This is a genomic window from Microbacterium sp. NPDC078814, assembly GCF_040702645.1.
Lineage (GTDB): Bacteria > Actinomycetota > Actinomycetes > Actinomycetales > Microbacteriaceae > Microbacterium.
In genome coordinates this window covers 24169-44235 of record NZ_JBFBLT010000011.1, presented here as the reverse complement: position 1 = coordinate 44235, position 20067 = coordinate 24169, and the positions used below count along the sequence as shown (strand labels likewise).

Annotated in this window: 15 protein-coding genes; all 15 read right to left on the bottom strand. The window is 66.2% G+C overall.

Going from position 1 to position 20067, the window contains the following annotated elements; all coding sequences use genetic code 11:
• Positions 1-19: 19 nt before the first annotated feature.
• On the bottom strand, positions 20-1111 hold the full coding sequence (locus AB0300_RS16785) for a BsuBI/PstI family type II restriction endonuclease (RefSeq protein ID WP_366216526.1): 1092 nt from the start codon (positions 1109-1111) through the stop codon (positions 20-22).
• On the bottom strand, positions 1108-2859 hold the full coding sequence (locus tag AB0300_RS16780; protein WP_366216525.1) for an Eco57I restriction-modification methylase domain-containing protein: 1752 nt from the start codon (positions 2857-2859) through the stop codon (positions 1108-1110). Before AB0300_RS16780 ends, AB0300_RS16785 begins: the two co-directional genes overlap by 4 nt.
• A 117-nt stretch (positions 2860-2976) precedes the next feature.
• Positions 2977-4263 carry an ATP-binding protein gene (locus AB0300_RS16775; RefSeq protein WP_366216524.1) on the bottom strand — a complete coding sequence of 429 codons (1287 nt, stop codon included), beginning with the start codon at positions 4261-4263 and terminating at the stop codon, positions 2977-2979.
• Positions 4264-4486: 223 nt separating this feature from the next.
• Positions 4487-4765, bottom strand: a complete 279-nt coding sequence (locus tag AB0300_RS16770) for a site-specific integrase (protein WP_366216523.1) — start codon at positions 4763-4765, stop codon at positions 4487-4489.
• Positions 4704-5147 carry a hypothetical protein gene (locus tag AB0300_RS16765; RefSeq protein ID WP_366216534.1) on the bottom strand — a complete coding sequence of 148 codons (444 nt, stop codon included), beginning with the start codon at positions 5145-5147 and terminating at the stop codon, positions 4704-4706. The genes AB0300_RS16770 and AB0300_RS16765 overlap by 62 nt, the downstream gene beginning before the upstream one ends.
• 272 nt (positions 5148-5419) lie before the next feature.
• Entirely contained in the window at positions 5420-6685 is a 1266-nt protein-coding gene (locus AB0300_RS16760; RefSeq protein ID WP_366216522.1) for an RES domain-containing protein, read from the bottom strand.
• A gap of 20 nt (positions 6686-6705) precedes the next feature.
• A complete protein-coding gene (locus tag AB0300_RS16755) occupies positions 6706-7944 on the bottom strand; it encodes an RES domain-containing protein (RefSeq protein WP_366216521.1) in 1239 nt (412 codons plus the stop codon).
• A gap of 276 nt (positions 7945-8220) precedes the next feature.
• Positions 8221-8574 carry a hypothetical protein gene (locus AB0300_RS16750; RefSeq protein ID WP_366216520.1) on the bottom strand — a complete coding sequence of 118 codons (354 nt, stop codon included), beginning with the start codon at positions 8572-8574 and terminating at the stop codon, positions 8221-8223.
• A 166-nt stretch (positions 8575-8740) separates the two neighbouring features.
• Positions 8741-12271, bottom strand: a complete 3531-nt coding sequence (gene mobF / locus AB0300_RS16745; RefSeq protein ID WP_366216519.1) for a MobF family relaxase — start codon at positions 12269-12271, stop codon at positions 8741-8743.
• A 501-nt stretch (positions 12272-12772) separates the two neighbouring features.
• The gene (locus AB0300_RS16740) at positions 12773-13528 is read right to left on the bottom strand and encodes an SDR family NAD(P)-dependent oxidoreductase (protein WP_366216533.1); all 756 of its coding nucleotides are present in this window, start codon (positions 13526-13528) and stop codon (positions 12773-12775) included.
• A gap of 87 nt (positions 13529-13615) precedes the next feature.
• The gene (locus tag AB0300_RS16735; RefSeq protein ID WP_366216518.1) at positions 13616-14527 is read right to left on the bottom strand and encodes an EamA family transporter; all 912 of its coding nucleotides are present in this window, start codon (positions 14525-14527) and stop codon (positions 13616-13618) included.
• Between the two features lie 2 nt (positions 14528-14529).
• Positions 14530-15573, bottom strand: a complete 1044-nt coding sequence (locus AB0300_RS16730) for a type II glyceraldehyde-3-phosphate dehydrogenase (protein ID WP_366216517.1) — start codon at positions 15571-15573, stop codon at positions 14530-14532.
• Between the two features lie 45 nt (positions 15574-15618).
• Entirely contained in the window at positions 15619-17265 is a 1647-nt protein-coding gene (locus AB0300_RS16725; protein WP_366216516.1) for an AarF/ABC1/UbiB kinase family protein, read from the bottom strand.
• A gap of 70 nt (positions 17266-17335) precedes the next feature.
• Positions 17336-19738: a phosphoketolase family protein gene (locus tag AB0300_RS16720; RefSeq protein WP_366216515.1), complete on the bottom strand. Its 2403-nt coding sequence runs from the start codon at positions 19736-19738 to the stop codon at positions 17336-17338.
• Complete coding sequence (locus tag AB0300_RS16715) at positions 19735-20028, bottom strand: heavy-metal-associated domain-containing protein (RefSeq protein WP_366216514.1); 294 nt, start codon at positions 20026-20028, stop codon at positions 19735-19737. The genes AB0300_RS16720 and AB0300_RS16715 overlap by 4 nt, the downstream gene beginning before the upstream one ends.
• Positions 20029-20067: the final 39 nt, after the last annotated feature.

Below are 20067 nucleotides of genomic sequence, written 5' to 3'. Positions count from 1 at the left end.
GTCAACCTCCTGACGATCCTCACGAATCACCAGTGTGATTGTCTGCGATCGCGTACCACGCGAGTTCGAGGCCCGGTTCGTCGGCGAAGTACGCGTAGCTGCCTTCGGCGAGGTCCTTCAATCGCTTCCTGGCGGCGGGATCGTTGCGTGAGCTGAACGCGGTGAGGAACCGGCACTGCTTGGGGTCGATGCCTTGTAGGAGCGCCCATTCGAGGAAGTCGCGCTTGCGTGCTTCGTTGATCTCGCCGTCGGTGTTGACCGCCTCGATGAACCAGAAGTCGACCGTCTTGTCTCCAACGTCGGCAATCAGCGCGTCGGGAAGAAGGTTGGAGACGTTGATGGTGACGCCGAGGTATGAGAGGAGTTTGGCGTCTGCCGTGAAGATCTTGTCGCCCGGTTCGCTGACGGAGACCACGTAGGGGTTGCGCAGCCGTGCCGGTGCCCAGTTCTCGATCACTCCTTTGAGGATCAGGGAGGCACGCCCGACTTCGAGTGTGCGGGTTCCGGCGTTGTTCGGGAGCGCGACCGTGACAGCGTGACTCGCTTGCTCTCCTTCGATCGCGAACCGTACCCGGAGCTTCGCCGCCGGCGACAGGTGTGTCTCCCGCCATCCAGCAGCGGCGACCTCCACGTTGGCGTCGCTCAGTCCGGGCGCGAAGAGTTCCGCGAAGTGCGGCTCCATCACCCAGCGTCCTGCGCCCGAGGTCTTCGGGAGATCAAGGCGCTCACGGAGCGCGCCATGCTCTCGCCACTTCCGGAACGTCTCGTCTCGCAGCGTCTCACGAGAGTTGTCCGCGTATCCGGGCGTGTCGGGAACACCCCAGGACTGCAGGAGACCAGAGAGAGCCTTCGCTCCCTTCGCTGCTTCGCCGCGCCATGCGAGCCGGTCCTCGTCGCTGTCCTGTTCACGCATGACCTCAGACATCCAGGTCACCATCGACGGGCGCGCCCAGAACAAAGTGTGAGGATCGTCGGCAACCGCATCGACATAGATCAGTGCGGCAACGGCAGCGCCGGCAAGCGGGCTGGACATCACGGCGTCGAACGCTGTGCGCGGAAAGACAACAAGGAGACGCTTGGTGGCCTCTTCGGCCGTGATGACTGGTCTCATCTCGCCGGCTGCCCCGGAAGGCCGTACGTTCGCGCGACGGCGCGCTCGAGCTCCTCACGCGGCAAGCTCTCCCAGGCCTTCAGTGTCTGGGCGTCGGGCAGCGTGATCGATTCGAGCTCGTACGCGGACAGCGCGACCGATCCGGAGATGCATCGGACCAACTTGTCGAGGGCGTCTGTCGAGAGGATTCGGGTCAGGAGACGTCGGCTTAGGAGTTGCTCATCGCCGGCCGGCTTGATGATGTTGACGTGGTTCTCGACGACGACGCCTCCCGAGGAACGGGCCAAGTCGTCCTCGGTGAGTTCGGCCACCACCAGTCGCCTCTGCTGCTCGGGTGCCGTGGTGCGTTGCACCAGCACGACAGGCGTGGTTGTGAGCATGACGTGGCGGTCTCGCTCCGAATGCAGCGCCAGGTACCGGGTTGCGGCTCGGCTGGCATCGCGATGTACAGACCCGCCGTCGATGTCAGCGGCCCACACGATCTGGTGACGCCCGTTCGCGGGCCGTGCGAAGAGATCGTCCTTACGCCGGTTCCATACCAGCGGTCCCGTGCTGACCTTCCACCCTGCACTTGAGAGGGTGTTGGGCAGTATCGCGGCGGCGGCGGCCACAGGAGCCAGGTCCGAGCGCCGAGGCAGGATCCACGGGTTGCCGCCCGTCGGTGAGGCAATCGTCGCCACGTCCTCCACGGCCGAACCGATCGCTCGCACGGTGACTTTGCGCACACGACGACGGGTAAGCGTCGCCAGACACGTCTCCTGCAACACGGACGTGAACACTCCGGACCGGTCGGCAACGAACGCCAAGCTCTCCAACCGGAGCTGTGACGTCAGATGTGCGCGAAGGGGCTCGAAGTAGCGGCCAGCCGTGAACGACGTCGGGACGAGAGCGGACAGGACACCGTCAGAGTCCAACGACTCAGCTCCGGCAGCCATGAACATCCCGTAGAGGTTGGCGTGCCCATACAGCGACTTCGCGAAACGCGCGCGGTCCGCGTCGCTCAAACGCACGCGCCCATAAGGCGGATTCATCAGCACCGCCCGCGCCGGCACGCGATCCGGCGCCAGTCCATCACCGACGTGCGCGAGGGCGGGCAGCGGCCTGCGGTGAGCTTCAGAGATACGGGCGAGTGTCGGAAGCATCTCCGCCGCGAGCACGACGTTCGCCACCCACACCGCGGCCGGATCGGAATCGATGCCTTCGATCAGCGAAGGAAGCCGGTTCAGAACCAGACGCGGATCGATTGCGGCGCTCGCGGCGAGGTGCTCTCTCAGCGCTGGCAGCAGCAGCGCACCCGCACCGCAAGCCGGGTCGCGCACGAGCCCCGGCAGCTGCATCACGGGCTGCTTCATCCCCAGCGCGACCTTCGTCATGGACCAGAGCTCACCCGCCAGCTCGTGCGGGGTGTAGTGGCGCCCGTGTCGAGCTCGTGTCTCCGACGCGAGCGACTCGACATACGCGGCGCCCACCTGTTCGGCGGTGAGAAGCGCCCAGTCCGGCTCAAGCGGCGGGGTCTCCCCCAGCACGAGCGGGGGCGTGACATCGACCGCAAAGTGAACGTCCGTCCACTCGTCTGCAAGCCCTGCTCGTGTCGCTCGAACAGACCACCATGCGGGGATCGCTGCTAGCACGGCGGCCGCGACCGGCGTCAACTCAGCAGCCGGATCTGCTGACCCAACCATCGCCCGGGACCCGCGAGGACCCAACGGTCGCGCGAGAAGCTGGGTGATGTTGGCGGGGATGCTCACGATCCCAGAGTATCCAGGGGCCTCCGACACTGCCGTACGGCGCACCGGGCCGGACCACTCCTCTTCAGCATGGTCGCGAGCGTGATCGGATGCTTGCGGTGTGCTCGGAACTTGTCACTACGGCTGTTCTGGCCCGAAGACTTCGACTTGGATGCCCTGCAGGAGTTCCCGGGTCACGCCCCTCCAGTTGAATCGCTGCAGGAGGTCCAGCGCGGCGTCGACGGCGAGTTCCCTCGGACTGGTAAGCCCCTCTTCCGGTGACAGGAGGATCTCGTAGTCCCAGGTGTCGTCGTTATACATGTAGGTACTGTGGAGACCAGAGCGGTTCCGATGCGCAGTCACCAGCACGAAACCGCGGATGTTTCGGAGTGCCAGCTTGACGCTCATGGGCTCGCTACTGAACTGGGCCCGCTGGAGGCGGCCGGCGAACTCGATGACCTCGGTGAAGTGGAGCAGAGGCAGCCAGATCGGGAGATAGCCGTTGATCGGCTGCCGGTCGTCGAGGAAACCGTCGGCATCGGGACCATAGTCTTCGATGGCGCGGGAGTCGAGGAACTGGCCGCTCTCGAAGAACTGCCAAGTCTCTGGATGCATGCTGCTGTTGTGCTCGCCGGCCCAGTCCCGCCCGGACGTCGGGTACTGCACCCACGGGAACGGCCAGCCGCGTCGACGAACGGTGGCAGTTTGCACCGCCGAGAGCAGATCAGGGAACGGGATCCGGCGCGCATCGAACGACTCGGGGCGGATCGTCGTGACCAGCTGCGGCAACGTCGCATCCAGGTGGAAGCCGCTGCTCAGGGCACGTTGCGCCTGAGCCTCGAACTCATCGCGGGCCCCGGTGGCCTCCGCCTGCCCGAGTCTGACGCCTGCCCGCTGCGCCGTCTCGAGGAACCGCGCAAGTTGCTTCTCGGTCGCCAGCGCGATCACTTCCCGCAGTTCGTTCTGGGTCATGGAGATGGAACTCTCTGGCTTCGCCAGCGAGCGTGTGTAGAGCTGCTTTGCGACGATTCGCTGCGGGTAGTCCTTCTTACTGAGGGTTGGGATCTCGGAAAACTCGGCGACTTCGATGATCGCGACGGCACGGTCGTTCGGCAGCCGGCCGCGACCGAGCTGGATGCGAACGGGCGGATCAGCGTAGGCGTTGATCTGATCCGTCACGTCGTCGAAGGAGAGCCACTGTCCAAGCTGTTCGTCGCTGAGCCCGGTTCCGTCGGCGTCGACGCCGTCCTCGCTGAGACCGATGATGACGTGGCCGCCGTCCCGTTGGTTCGAGAGCGCGAGGACAGCGCGCGCGACGGTCGCGAGGAAAGCCCGGTCGGTACGATCGCCGGCAGCTTTGAACTCAACTCCGCGCTGTTCATACCCAACTTCGATGATCGCGGCGAGCTGTTCGTCGTCGAGCATGCTCCTCCTCACCGGAACGCCACACGACGCTGCCGCCGTCTGAACCTCAGCGTATCGACGAAACGATTGCCGGACGTCAGCTCAACAGAAGGCTCCTCCTAGGTAACGACGTACAGCCGGGCGCCCCACGAAAGGTCAAATCCTCCGCGCGGTCCACGATCACCCATCCCGAGAGACTTCGAGGACGGACACCGCACCGGAAGTCGGCAGGTTTCTCAGCTGCTCAGCTCGCTCTCCCAAAGGCCTGCTCGAGGAAGTCGGCAGTGGCGGGGTTCACGGTTTCGTTGCGCCGGATGTAGTGCTCGCGGGTGATCGCGGGGTCGCTGTGGCCGAGGAGCTCGGAGGCGAGCTGGAGTCCTCCGACATCGTTGATCGCGGTGGCCGCGGTACGGCGGAACCGGTGCGGGGTGACGTCTTCGATACCGGCCTGGTCCATGACGTCACGGAGCTGGCGTCGGACGTTGTTGGTCGTGTGGGGTGTTCCGACGCGCGTGGCGAACAAAAGCGTCTCCGGGTCGACGAATCGAAGGCTGCGGAGCCGTGCGCGCAGGCAGCACGAGCGTGCGCATATTCCGCTCGTACAGTTGCCGTGTGGTGCGGGAGAGGCGGTCTTCGAGGTCCATGTCCTCGAGCCAGTAGTCGACCAGGGCGGTGAATGCGCTGTCGGCGCTCATCCCGGTGAACCCGGGGTGAAACAGCGAACGCTCGGCGAGCTTCTTCTTCAGCGCGCGCTCCGCCGCGGGCCTCGTGGCGGCGGTGGATTGGACCTCTCGGCTCTTCCCGTCCCAGTCGCGATAGCGGGTGCGCGCCGCGTATCGGCCGCTGGGCTGGCGTCGGATAGAGATCGTGCCGTACGTGCCGATTGGGGTGCGGGGTCTAGCCAAGAGCGGACCACTCCCCCACAGCACGGACGAAGCCAACTTCTATCGATGCAGCCGGGATGGTCGCTTGAGGAGAGCCTGGATTGCGCATCCTCCCAGTCTGTCTGTAAGCCTCCCACCGCTCGGCGGGAGGCCTACACATCGCTCGTTGCGTACATCCGGAGGGATTCGACCCCCATCTTCCGCTAAGCAGCCTCGTCCGGCGCACCAGCATTTCCGTCGGTTGCATGCGACACATTGGGGTGGCCCGCGGGGAACTAGCCCACACCGCTGAGCTAGTTCCTCTCGTCCACGCTCCAGGGCCAGGCCTTCGTAACGCTGATTTCCCGCCTCACGCGAAACCGGCGAACTGTCTTCGGGTCGATGTGGAACAGCGAGGTCTTCTGCCCGTGGTCGGTCTGTCGAATGAACCCCTCGAACCGGGAGGATTTCTCCGCCGGTGATTCGAACCACATGCGGTCCCCGTAGAACAAGACAATGTTCTTCCCACCCTCGCGCACGCGTGAGGGGTACATGATCCCGTCGAGCGATTGCTTGGGCCAGTACCGGAACGCGTCGGTGATCAGTTGCGTCGGGGCGTAATCAACAGGGTGGTTCCCGTCAAGAATGACCGGACGCGTGATGCGCTCTCGGTACACGCTGAGAGCGTTGAGGCGCTCGTCGATATCGTCCTGGACCGTGTCGTCGAAGGCGCTCCGCGGTTCCGGCACTGTTGTGAGGTCGAGCACACGGAGAGGCTTCTGAACGATGAAACGGCCGACAACGGCTTCGTCGTAAGGGCTGTGCGAAGCAACTTCGGCGCAGGCGGTCTCTTGGTCGAGCGCGACGTAGAACATAGGGACGCCTTGCGCGTTCATGCGTCCAGCACTCGCACGTTCTCGTGGTGCGGGACCGAGTTGTCGGGCTGGTGACTCGCGAGCGATGCGCTCGAACTCGTGAGCGTCCCGCTCGGAGCGCGCGCGGTACAACTTCGTACCTCGGCGGAGAGTGCGAATGAGGCCTGCGCGCTCTTCAGCCAAGAAGAGCAACGACTCAATGAACGCGTGGTTTCGTTCTGGCGCTGACTTGGGGCTGTCTCCACGAGGGCGGAGCAGGAGCCGTGACTCGTGCTTTACGCGTTCCTCGAACGTGTCCCACTCGGACTCGATGCCCTCTTCGCGGTCCATACCGAACGGCTCGAACCAGTCGAGTTCCTCCTGGATCAGCGCCGTCGCGAGGCCGACGGTGAGATCGAGCGCTTCGGGTTCGATCGCGTCCGCAAGGAGAGCCATCACTACGTCTTCGGTCGTCAGGGGATCGAGTATCTGCGTACCGTCAGATATCCAGCCTTCGTGGTCGTACGAGGTCTGGGCCACCTCTTCCACGACGCGTGCCACCCATTCGAGATTCACGACTCGGCCGCTCGGTGTGAGGTCGTCCGTCAGGCAGATTATGCAGTCGCCGTCTTCCGCGAACTCCTCAACCCGCCGGAGAAGATGCCTGTCGCTGATATGCGCGAGGCACATTGCGTCGTCGGTAGATAAGACCGGGTCAAACTCCATGTCAATCATCATGCCGAGCGTCAGGGGTTGGTGCGCGCAGCCGAGACGGTTCGGGTGACTTCGTATCGGGTGACCGAAGCGGCGTCGACGGTAAACACTGGTCGATCCTCGAACTCGTCAGGCATGGGAGAGGTTGGCTTGGACGGGGCGCCGAAGCGGTAGAACTCCCTCCCCACTTCCTCTATCCACTCCCAGTCCTCGAAGAACAGTGCGATGTTCTTGCCCCCGGCGCCCGCCACTGAGCTGTACGCGATGCCGTGAATACGTGGAGCCGTCCACCAGCGGAACGCCTCTGTAAGAAGTTGAGACGGCAGGTACTCCATCGCCTGGCTATCGTCTGCCGCGAACGCGTCCGTCATCCTGTCGCGGTAGAACTCGAAGTCACGCAGGCGACCCGCGCCGGATGTGTACTCCTCATCAAACAGGCTCATCGGCTCAGGTATCGCGGTCAGGTCAAGAACACGAAGTGGTTGCTCCACGGTGAAGGTGGCGACGACACACTCGTCGTACGGACTATGGGATGCCACCTCTTCGCATGCTGTCTCCGGGGTCAGGGCCGTGTAGAACATCGGCATGCCAGCGGCGCTCAGACGCGCTGCCGACGCAGCATGCGCTGGAGGAGGCCCCATCTCCGCCTTCGGTGCCGCCCGCACTCGGCGTTCGAGGTCGCGCACGTCGCGGCCCGTCCGCGCGCGGTACAGGAGGGTTCCTGGCGATAACCGTCGAACAAACGTGTCGTTGGCCGAGACGAAGTCCACCATCGAGCGCGCGAGGACGTAGCTCTCTTCAGGCGGGGTCACGGCGCGCTCACCGACGGGAGGAAGAAGCAGGCGCGACTGATGCTTCACCCGGTACTCAAAGTCACGCCAGGAGAAGTACGTCCCGGCTTCGGCATCCTCGTCGTAGGCCTCATACCAGGGCCGGTCGAAGCGCACGAGCTCGACTACCTTCGCTGAGATATCAAGTCGAAAGTCGTCGTCAACCGCGGCGACGAGAACCGACTCCACAATCTCCGCGAACGTGACCTCCGGCATGAACTGCTCTTCGTCAGGGATGAAACCCCAGTGATCGAACTTCCTCTGGACTGCTGCGAGTGTGGTCCGAGCCACCACGTGAAGACTCACGACTTGACGCCCGCTCTGCCCACACAGCACGCAAAGACCAAGCACGACGGAGGACGCAAGCGCCCCACGGAGATGCTCGTCTGTCGGGTGCTCAGCGCACATCGACTCGGTGCTCTCGGCTACATAGTCCTCCATACGTTCATCGTGCCGGATGCAGCAGCGCGGCGTCGGCCAGATGCTGTCAGATGCTGTGTGGCCTTTGCTGGAGATGTGGGATACCAGGTGCCCGAGCGCGACCGACCTGAGAGCAGGGGTATCCACGAGGGGTTCGCTCCCCCGCGTCGATGGAGAACGTGAGTCCGGTTCGACCTGGCTACCAAGCTGCGGCAGCGGCTGCGCTGTTGAGAACGCGTCCCTCTAGCCTGCCGAGCATCAACGCTCGCGACTCATGCCCTCGATGCTCCGCGCGAGCTACGCGGCCACTGCGTCCGCGGAGGATCGTTGGAGATCACGCTTCGCGCGGTGTTCATGGACGAGTGCCCTCGCCAGAAGCAGCAGGCTGATCGGGCCGAAGAGAAGGAACTTCAGCGCGTTCCACAGACACAGGACGAAGACGATGTAGAGCCCCTGCGACCAACCTCCGTTGATGAGCGTGATGCTTGCCGTAGCGATGAGCAGGTAGACGAGACCGAGCCCCATCGCGGGGACACCCCACTTGAGGCCGCGGCGGGTACGGAGCTTGTCGAGCAAGATGTTCGTGGGCATCCATCGGCGCAGGAAGGCGCAGGTGCGGACGCTGAGGGTCCAGAGGGTGCGGATGATCATCAGGGGTCCTCGCTTTCAGGCCAACACGGTTGGTGCGGCGTGGTCCTGAGCTTTGAGGTCCCCGAGGGGTCTGCGTCGCCCGCCGGAACGGGGTCGGCCAACGATTGTCCTGCCGCTGCGCCCAGGTTACGCTCGTCGGCCGTCGAGCGGAAGGGAACGCAGACCGTCAGCGGGCGTCCCGGGAGAAACCCCGGTGGAGGGACTGCTCTGCAGCGTCGGGCTGTGCGTCTCGCGCGTCGCGGAGAGCCGCGAGTGCAGTGCGGGCGCGCTCGTAGTCCACGCGTTGCGCGTCGGCATCCGGGACAGGGCCGAGTGTGTCTTGGCCGGTGACCGCGTACCGGTCACGGTATGCGGCGACGACCGTCAACTGCTGGAGGACGTCATCCGGCAGCGGGCGGACGCTGGACGGAAGCGTGCGCGTCGCCCAGGAGCCGCTCTCCCCCGCGGCCCGGCGAGCGAGCGCGACCGCACGCTGCGTGATGAGCTCCTCGCGCTCGGCGAGCGCTCGTGCCATCTCGGCGTCCATGTCTCCACCCGCTTTAGGGATGATGCCGGCGATGAGATGGCGACGCCGAACCGCCGGAGAGAACCGGCTCGTGACCTTCTGCATCCGGTAGCGCAGAAGCGAGCCGAGATCGTCGACGTCCCCAAAGTTCCCGGCCAAGACAACTCGGGGCAACAAGGAGTCGACATCGTGCCCCTCGGCGTCGAGGCGCCGCAGCTCGGCGCTGAGGATGCCGTACGCGTCGGTGGCGACGAGCTCATCGATGATGGTCTCGTCGAGTCCGCCTGCGCGGAGGAGCCCGAGCCACCGGTCGTGTTGCGCGGATTGTGCGATGGTCTCGTACTCGGCGGCAAGCTGTCGGATCGATGCCCATTCGTCCTGCTCCGCGGTGATTGTCTCGCGGGCGGACAGTTCGGCGCCGGTGTGCTGGAGGATCCCGTACAGGATGGACCGTGCGGTGTTCTGCAGGTCGTCGCGGTGCTGGTGTTCCTCGAGGTGGTGCTGGTCGGTAACGACATAGGCCGTGTTCGCTTCGCGCCCTCGGGTCATGGCGACGTAGAGCGCCTCGCGGGTCATCTCGGGGCTGGCGACGACCGCGTGAGCGGTGTCGACGGTCGCGCCCTGTGCGCGGTGCGCTGTGATCGCGTAGCCGAGATCGATGTGCTCTGCGACGTAGGTCGCGGGCAGGGTGATCGTGCTGCGCCAGCGGGACGTCTCACGCCGGACGGTGAGCGACCCGTCATCGTGCGCCCCTGTGACGTGCCACCGGTCGTTGTTCTTCACCCATCCGCGGCCGAGGGCGAGGCGGCGGTCGTTCTGTCTGGTGATCACGACATCACCGGCGGAGGCGCGGGTGCCGTCGTGCAGGCGGACTCCCCCGTCGGTGACGAGTCCGGCGAGGATCCGGTCCGATCGTGCCCGTTCGTTGAGGTCAGTGACCGTTTCGATGGTCTCGGCGATCAGCACTGACACCTTCCCGGCAGTCTGATCCTGCATCCATGCCTGGTAGGCGGCGTCGAGCATCTGGTCATGGTCCCCGCCCGCGACTCGCCCATGGTCCATGTACGTGTCGATCACGGCGGCGTCACCCAGACGCAGCTGGAGCGAGGCGTGCTTCTCCCAGTCGTGGCGGAACCTGCGCACGTCGACGAGCTCCGGTGCATCATCTCGATCTCGGACGAGCATCCCGAACGCGCCGCCCGCGTCCACGGCCTGCAGCTGAGCGTGATCGCCAACCAGCAGCACCTTCGCCCCAGCCTCGGCGGCGTGCGCGGTGATGCGGTCCAGCGCGAAGGTGCCGGCCAGCGACGCCTCGTCGATGATCACGAGTTGCCCGGCGCGCAGATCCCATCGGCCCCGGTCGTGCTCGTACAACCACTTCGCCGTGTTCTCCGTCTGCACGTCGAGCTCTTCACCCAGGACCGCCGCTGCCGCCGCCGACGGGGCAAGCCCCACCACCGCCCCCTTGCCGTACCGCGCTTCCCAGGCTCGCCGCAACGCGCGCATCGTGGTGGTCTTGCCCGCGCCTGCCGGTCCGACGAGCACATCCAGCACCCGTCCCGAGACGGCGATCTTCCCGATCGCATCCTGCTGATCCGCACCAAGCGGGCGCTCCCCGTGCCCGTGCGGGCGAGCAGCCCGAGCTATCAGGTCCAGATCGACCGTCGGCGCATCACGGCGGCCGGCCGCTTCCCGCAGCCGATCCTCAGCCGCGAAGACCGCTTCGGACGAGTACACGGTGGAGGCTTTGGGGCGGAAGACGCTCGAGCCATCGGGACGCTGGAACACAGATGGGCTGCTCGCAAGTGCAGGCGGGGTCAATCGCAGCGACTGGGCCTCAGCGGCATCAACGATCAGCCCCACAACCGCATCCCGGTCAGTAGCCGACGCGAACCGGTAGCGCATCGTCTGCCGCACGGCCTCGGCATGCAGGTTCCACCTTCGCCACGTCGACCGGCGTTCCGCAACCTGTTGCACCACCACCGATGCCAGCTGCTCTACGTTCTGCAGCGGGATGTCGTCCGCACGCAGCAGCGCCTCGCCAGACCCGGTCGTGGTCAGTTCACGCGCCCAGGTCACCGCGTCACGGCCGAGCACGTCGGACGCGCGGGCACGCCACCGCTCGGTCAGTTCCCGCAATGAGCGCAGTTCTTTGGGCGGGCGCGTCTCGAGCGTGGCCTGCTGACGGATCTGCCACAGCAGCGCGCGCGACGGTTGACGCCCGTGCTTGGCCACATACTCGTCGGCCAGCCGCTCCTTGACCCGCTCGATGTCCCTCGTTCGAGAGGAGAACTCGTCCATCAGCTCTTGCGGAACACCAGCGATCTCCCACCGGTCCATTCGGCCGGCACCACGTCCGCGGGCCTCCCACGAGATCGACAACAAACGCGAGAGATGATCCGAGAGGACCGCGTTGTAGAGCTCCGACAAGCCCGTGACGGCAGAGTGCAGCGCACGCGAATCCAGAGTGCGCCACTTTCCGTCATGCACCCCTTGCACCCGGTTGGCGACGACGACGTGGGTGTGCAGCTGCGGGTCCGAGGCGCGTGAGTCGTAGTGGTCGTACGCAGCAGCGACCACACCGCGAACCTCGACCTGAGCGACCGCGCCACGAGGGCCCTCCGTGCCGACCCTCGTCATCGCCACATCTCGCTCGAGCAGATCCAGAACATCCTTGATCGCGCGGTGGTGAGCGGCAGCGATGAGCGATTGCATGCCCGCGTCAGAGACGGCCCAGAGCGTGGACACCGATTTCGGGACAGAGAACGTCAAGTCGAATCCGGCCACCGGAACCCGAAGTGGCTTGGCCGCTTCCTCCGTCTTGATCGACGCGATTCGGCTATGGCGCTCGACCTCTTCAAGCTCGTTCGGAAGCAGAGCAACTCGACGCTCAACGCGCTGACCAACGCTCACGAACTGACGATACGGGCGCCCCAATTGCTCGCCCGTATCAGGATGCTGTCCGTGCCCCATCACACGCCGAAGTTGCAGCTCGGAAACATCGTCTCCTTCGACGACGGACGCGAGGCCGACTATGCCACCTCCTATCCACGTGCCAGGCGGCGTGCCGGACTCTGTGTAATACCGCGTCAGGGCCAATACCGCGTCCCGTTCCCCGTCTCCAACTACGACGGAGTTCAGCAAGTATCGGTATCCCTGCCCGGCGCTCATCACACGGATCGAAATGGTCACACCACACAGGTGATGCCGCTGTGCAGGAGTGGACGGCCTCCACTACCGACAGCTACTCTTCACGGCGAGAAGATACAACTGAAGCAATGAGAAGGCATCAGGCGGAGAGTGGCGCTCGTCTGTCGATCGGCGACCAACTCATGTCGTCACTGCTGCGCCACGCTCTGCGCTCGGGGTCTGTCCGATGAACGGTGTGTGGGGTCCGGCGGTTTCGTTATGGGTGGTTCTCTCGAACCGTCTGGCGAAGGTGATCGCGAACGTTCAGCGCGGGCTTCCACCTCAGCTGAGCACGCTTCCCGGCGTGCAGCGTCTGACCACGACACTCGGGATACGGCACGTCGTCGGCAGTCGGCCCATCCCGCTCCCGCACGCCTGAAGCCCGCTTTCAACACGCGGTGCGGGCCAGGTGGCGAGCGGATCGGCGATTCGCGCGACATGTCAGCGACTGTTCGGGAGGTGCTCCTCGAGTGTGCCGTGGTGGATGAGGGTCGGAGGGGGTGCTCAGATGGCGGACCATCCGCCGTCGCTGGGAAGCACGACGCCGGAGATATTGGTCGAGTCTTCGCTGAGCAGCCAGGTGATCGCGGCGGCGAGTTCCTCGGCGGCAGCGATCGGTGGGACGTTGACCTGCATGAACGGTCCGAGCCGTTCGCCGGCGAACTGCGACCGGAAGGGCGCCTCGATGTTGGTGGCCACCCCGCCGGGAGCGACGGCGTTGCAGCGGATGCCGTTGGGTGTGTAGAAGAACGCGGTGCTCTTCGTGAATCCGATGACGGCGTGTTTGGAGGTCGTGTAGGCGGTGCCGGCGGCAGAACCGCGCAGACCCGCCTCGGACGTCACGTTGACGATCGAGCCGTGACCGGCGGTGATCATGCCGGGAAGCACCGCCCGGGTCATCCGCATGATCGCGGTGACGTTGACGTCCATGACGTGCTGCCAGACGTCGTCGACGATTTCGGCGGGTGGCAGGAACCCGTCCATGATGCCGGCGACGTTGGCCAACGCGTCCACGTGCCCGTCCGCGGCCGCGAGCACCGCGTCGACGGTGTCCTGGGAGGAGACGTCGCCGGCCACCGTCACGACGTCGAGGCCGCCCAGTTGGGTGGTCAGCTCCTGCAGCCGGTTGGCGCTGATGTCGGTGGCGACAACGCGGGCGCCTTCGTGGGCGAGGCGGACGGCGGTGGCCCGGCCGATGCCGGACCCGGCGCCGGTGACGACCGCGGTTTTACCCGTGAATCGTGCGGGGGTGGGTTCCATTGCCATGATGTTCTCCTTCGTTATTGATGGGTGCTGTTTGCTGGGCCGCACGCCCCCCGAGACGGCGGGGAATGGTGCGGCGCGTGGTCAGAGACGAGCTGATGTGGCGGCCGGGGTCACCGGTCGTTGTCGTCGAATGGCGACAACGTTCACGACGAGGGCGGTGAGCACCACGGCGACGCCGACCCAGCCCAGCAGCGTCTGGGTTTCGCCGAGAACGAAAACGGACAGCACGATCCCGAACACCGGGACCAGCAGCGTCCACGTGGTGAGCTGATCGAGCCGCGCACGTTTGGTTTCCGAGATCCAGGCGACCGTGGACAGGGCGGTGCCGATCACCGCCATATAGAGCAAGGCCAGTACTAATCCGGTGTTCCAGTGGATGAGCGGGGGGCCCTCGACGAGGAACGCTGCCACCGCGAGGACCGCACCGCCGATGAGGAACTGCCACGCGGCCAGGGTCAGCGGGGGCACATCGATGATCCTCGCCAGCAGCGTCCCCGCGGTCGTGGCGATCGCCGCGACCAACGCCAGCGCAGCCCCGGAGCCGAACCCGGACGGCAGCGCGACCAGCACCAGCCCGACGGCGCCCAGCAGCATCGCCGCCACCGTCAGCGTTCTCGGCTTCTCCCCGAACAGCCACCATGCCGGGAGCAGGATGAGCAGAGGCTGCGCGTTGGCGAGGACGGTCGCGGCGCCCGTGGACATGCCCGACAGCCCCGCGAACATCGCCCAATACGCCACCGCGACATTCAGCACGCCCATCACGACCACCAGCAGCCAGGTGCGGCGTCCCCGCGGCCGGGGCGCGTGCCGCACCCCGGCAATGGCGACCAGCACGACCGCGGCGATGAGGACACGTAACGTCGCCGCCCACAGGGGCGGGGCGTCGCGGAGGGCGACGCTGATCGTCAGGTAGCAGGAACCCCCGGCGAACGTGATCCCGATCATCCGCCACGGCCGGGGTGCGGGCCGGCCCTCGGCTCCGATCCGGGTCATCATCAAGGGTAGGGTGGTGAGAGGAAGTCATCGCGCATTCCGAGGGTGCTGTCGGTGATCTGCATCGACGTCGCCGCGTCAGGTGCCGTCTGGGTGAGGGCGCGGATCGCGTCGATGGTCTCCGGGACGACGATGGCTTCGTTGTAGACCTGGTAGGTGAGGAACGCCTCATCGCCCTGCACGGTGACGAGGTCCTCCCACACGGCCACTTCCCACATGTCCCCGCGAGGGCGTCCTAGGTCGCGCATCAACTCGACCGTGGAGTTCAACGCCACCAGGCCGTCGGACATCCGGATGAACGCGACCCGGGGTGCTGCACGGAGAGCGTCCAGGACGTCGTCGCGGGTTGCGGCGCGGGTCAGCTGGAGGGTCCAGTAATGGTTGTGGGTCTGGGTGTGGGCGCCCTTCGCCGCGATCGTCACCACATCCAACCCGGGGAGTACCGTCTGCGCGTCCGGGCCCTGGTGGGAGGGGATCTTCCCCTCGGGCACCATCGTGTTCATGATCCCGCCCAGGTGCGATTCCCACGGGTCGGTGGCGCGGCGGATCAGCACCCCGCGGGCACGCAGCAGCAGACCCGCGTCGGTGAGGGCGCCCAGTACCCGGACGATGCTGGTCGTGTTGCAGGACACCACCCGGGTCATGTCACGGCCCAGCGCGGTGGCGTAGTTGGCCTGCGCGACGAAGGAGTGCCCGGTGGTGCTGTGCGACTCACCGCCCTGGAAGATCACCTTCACCCCCGCGGCCGTGTACCGGGGAAGGTTGCCGGCAGCGATGTGCTTCGGGGTGCAGTCGATCACGACGTCGGACTGCGCCAGCAGATCCTCGAAGGTCCCTACCGGTTGCAGCCCGTCGGACCGCATCGCGGTGAGGGCGTCGTCGGTGGCCGCGTAGACGGGGATTCGGCCGCCGAGCGATTTGATCCGCCAGTCGGTGGCGATGTCGGCGACACCGACCAGCTCCATGTCAGGCTGGAGCAGCACCGCGTCGGCGACCCGTTTGCCGATCACCCCGTACCCGTTGACGCTGACTCGTGTTGTGCTCATGATCGTGTCCTTCTCTTCTCTGTGTGTTGATGGGGGTGGAGGCGGTCATCGTCGTCGCCGCATGGTCCAGAGCAGGTAGCCGCCGAGGGCGCTGATCATGCCGGCGCCGGCGCCGATCATCACGCCTTCCCGTGACCGCCATTTCGGGTTGTTGCTGACAAGCTCACCGATGCCGTTGACCAAAGCGGCGGCGATCAACCCCGCGATCAGGCGGTTGCCGATCCGCTCGGTCCGCCGCACGAGCGGTTCCAGTTCCGCGGCCCGCAGGTGCACCTCGAAACCGTTGCTGTCCAGCAGCTGCCGCACCCGACGCAACGTGGCGGGCAGCTCGAGCAGCAGCGCCCCGGCATCCGCGGACGCCTGCGCCCACCGTTTCGCCAACGCCGGGAGGGAAAGCTGCCGTTGCACCAGCCGTTCGGAGAACGGGGTGAGAGCCTGCAGCATGTCGAACTGCGGGTCCAGGTGTGCCGCCAGCCCCTCCGTCATCATCAGGACCTTGAACAGCAGCGCGGTCTGCTGCGGCAGCTGCAGATGATGGTGCCGCAGCAGCGTGAGCAGCTGACCGAGCAGGTGCGAGATGCTGATCTCGGACAGCGGCCGGCCACGGTACTGCGCCAGCAGGGTGCCCAGCGAGCCGCGCAGCTCGTCACGGTCGACGGCGGGTTTGGTGACCGACAGGGCGAGCACCGCGGTGGTGAACGCGTCCAGGTCGCCCTGGGTGAAGGTGAGCAGCACCTGCGCGAGCTGATCGGTGACCTCTTCGTCGAGCTGCCCGACCATACCGAAGTCGATCAGCGCGATCGCCCCATCCGGGTGAATGAACATGTTCCCCGGGTGCGGGTCGGCGTGGAAGAACCGGTGCTCGAACACCATGGTCAACACCGTGTTCGCGCCACGCTGCGCCAGCGCGGGCCGGTCGATGCCGGCCGCGTCGAGGGCGGCCAGATCATCCACCCTCACCCCGCTCACCCGCTCCACGGTCAGCACCCGGGACGTGGTGGTGTCCCAGAACACCCGCGGCACCGCAACATCCGGGGAATCGGCGAAGTTCGCAGCGAATCGTTCCGCGTTGCGGCCCTCGTGGAGATAGTCCAGTTCCGCGCGCAACGAGCGGGCGAACTCCGCGACGATACCGGGCAGGTTGTACTGGTGGGCGGTCTCCCAGCGTGTGTCGGCACGCGCGGCGAGGCTCTCCAGGATCTCCAGGTCTTCGTTGATCTGGGCGACCGCGCCGGGACGGCGGACTTTCACCACCACCGGTGTGCCGTCGTGGAGGGTGGCGGCGTACGCCTGCCCGATCGACGCGGCGGCCAGCGGCTGCGGGTCGAACTGGGCGAACACCTCTTCCGGGTCGGCGCCGAGCTCCTCACGGATCACCGCCCTGATCGGCTCCCACTGTTCCGCGGGGGCGGCATCCTGCAACGTGGCGAGCTCGACCAGGTAGGGGGCGGGCAGCAGATCCCGCCGGGTGGACAGCAGCTGCCCGAGCTTGATGAACGTGGGCCCGAGTTCCTCCAACGCGAGCCGCACATGCTCCGGGTTCGTGTACGGCTCGTCTCGGCGCGCATGCCCGAGCACACCCTTGTTGAACGGAACCCAGCCCCCCATCCCCAGCAGCCCCAGACCCACACCCAGACCGTGCCGCTCGAGGATCGCAGCGATGCGCCGATACCGGCCCCGATGCGCGCTCATCTGTCCACCCCTCCGACCCACAAGCCGCACAGCCCCGCACGGTGACCGCTGCGCCGTGTCGTTGTCGTGCTCATCGAGGCTCCCCGACCGGCGGTACGGCTGATGCGTCTGCCGACCAGGTCCAGTCGCGGATCTCGGGGAGGTCCTCGCCGTGCTCGCGGATGTAGATGCGGTGCCGGATCAGCGCGTTGCGCAGCTCCTCCCGCACATGCGCGGCGACATCCCGCAGTCGAGGCACCTGGTCGATGACATCGATCGCCAGGTGGTAGCGGTCGATCTCGTTGAGCACGCACATGTCGAACGGGGTGGTTGTGGTGCCCTCCTCCTGGTACCCGTGCACGTGCATGTTGCCGTGGTTGGCGCGCCGGTAGGTGAGCCGGTGGATCAGCGTCGGGTAGCCGTGATAGGCGAACACCACGGGGGCGTGGGTGGTGAACAGGGCGTCGAAGTCCTCCGCGGACAGGCCGTGCGGGTGCGCCCGCTGGTCCTTGAGTCGCATCAGGTCCACGACGTTCACGACCCGGATGCGCAGGTCCGGGAAGTGGGATTTGAGGATCATCACCGCGGCGAGGGTCTCCTGGGTGGGGACGTCGCCGGCGCAGGCCATCACAACGTCCGGCTCGGCGCCGTCATCGCTGCTGGCCCATTCCCAGATCCCGATGCCCTTGGTGCAGTGCTCGATCGCCTGCTCCATCGTCAGAAACTGCAGCTGGGGCTGTTTGCCGGCGACGATCACGTTCACGTACTGGCGGCTGCGCAGGCAATGGTCGGCGACCGAGAGGAGGGTGTTCGCGTCCGGGGGCAGATACACCCGGATCACGTCCGGTTTCTTGTTCACGACATGGTCGATGAAGCCGGGGTCCTGGTGGGAGAAGCCGTTGTTGTCCTGCCGCCACACGTGCGAGGTGAGCAGGTAGTTCAGCGACGCGACCGGGCGCCGCCACGGGATCTCGTTCGTGGTCGTCAACCATTTGGCGTGCTGGTTGAACATCGAGTCGACGATGTGGATGAACGCCTCGTAGCAGGAGAAGAACCCGTGCCGGCCGGTGAGCAGGTAGCCCTCGAGCCAGCCCTGCAGGGTGTGTTCGGAGAGGATCTCCATCACCCGCCCGTCGACGGCCAGATGATCATCCCCGTCGATCGTCGCCGCGTTCCAGGCTCGGTCGGTGGCCTCCAGAACGGCGTCGAGCCGGTTGGAGTTGTTCTCGTCCGGGGCGAAGACCCGGAAATTGTCCATATTGGCGAGCATCACGTCGCGCAGCAGCCCGCCGAGCACCCGGGTGGACTCGGCGGTCGCGGTCCCCGGGGTGAGGACCGGGACGGCGTGGTCGCGGAAGTCGGGCATCCGCAGCGCCTGCAGCAGGCTGCCGCCGTTGCTGTGCGGGTTGGTGCTCATCCGCCGCTCCCCGGCCGGGTGCAGCGTCGCGATCGGCTCGATGGGGGCACCGGTCGTGTCGAAGAGTTCCTCGGGCCGGTAGCTGCGCAGCCACGTCTCCAGGATCTGGCGGTGCTCAGGGTTCTCCCGGGCCTGGGTGAACGGCACCTGGTGAGAGCGCCAGTTCCCCTCGACCTTCTTCCCGTCGACCTCTTTCGGCCCGGTCCATCCCTTCGGGGAACGCAGCACGATCATCGGCCACAGCGGCCGCGTCGTGTCACCCTCGCGGGCCCGGTCCTTGATCCGCCGGATCTCATCCAGGCACCCGTCGAGGGCGCGGGCGAACTCCTGATGCATGACGGCGGGGTCATCGCCCTCGACATAGACGGGGGTGTGCCCGTACCCGCGCAGCAGATGGTCGAGTTCCTCCGGGCTGATCCGCGCCAGCACCGTGGGGTTGGCGATCTTGTAACCGTTCAGGTGCAGGATCGGCAGCACCGTGCCGTCCCGGGCCGGGTCGACGAACTTGTTGGACTGCCAACTCGCCGCCAGCGGGCCGGTCTCCGCCTCCCCGTCGCCCACGACAGTGGCGACGATCAGATCCGGGTTATCGAACGCCGCCCCATACGCGTGCGAGAGGGAGTAGCCCAGCTCGCCTCCCTCGTGGATGGAGCCGGGGGTCTCCGGGGCGACGTGGCTGGGGATGCCGCCGGGGAAGGAGAACTGCCGGAACAGACGACGCATCCCCGCCTCATCCTGGGTGATGTCCGGGTAGGTCTCGGTGTAGCTGCCCTCCAGCCAGGACGCGGCGACCGGACCGGGACCACCGTGGCCGGGGCCCATGACATAGATCATGTCGAGGTCGCGCTGCATGATCGCCCGGTTCAGGTGCGCGTAGATGAAGTTCAGCCCCGGGGTGGTGCCCCAGTGCCCCAGCAGGCGCGGTTTGATGTGCTCAGGCTGCAGCGGCTCGCGCAGCAGCGGGTTATCCAGCAGATAGATCTGCCCGATCGACAGATAGTTCGCGGCCCGCCACCAGGCGTTGATCCGTTCCAGTTCGGCCGGGGTGAGCAGGTCCGGCGCCGACGGCTCGTTCACGATTCCCCACCCGTTGCGGGGGTCGGCACCCGGGTCGCGTCGATCGCCGGATCGCACACATGCGCGGGCACCGGCTGTCCGGCGCAATGCGCGTCGCAGTCACGCATCCACTCGCGAAGATGCGCTTGCGAGGTCAGCTCGATGTCGTAGGTGACGGTCGCGGATCGCGCCACCGGGTCAGCGTCGACGGCGACGATCCCGGGATGACGGGAAAGAGTCGATTCGATGAGGGCCTTCGAGGATGCCCACTGGGGGCCGGCGACCTCCAGAACGATGGTGCGCGTGTCCATGGGTGACTTTCTCCTTCTTCTTGACGGGTGGGGTGGTCT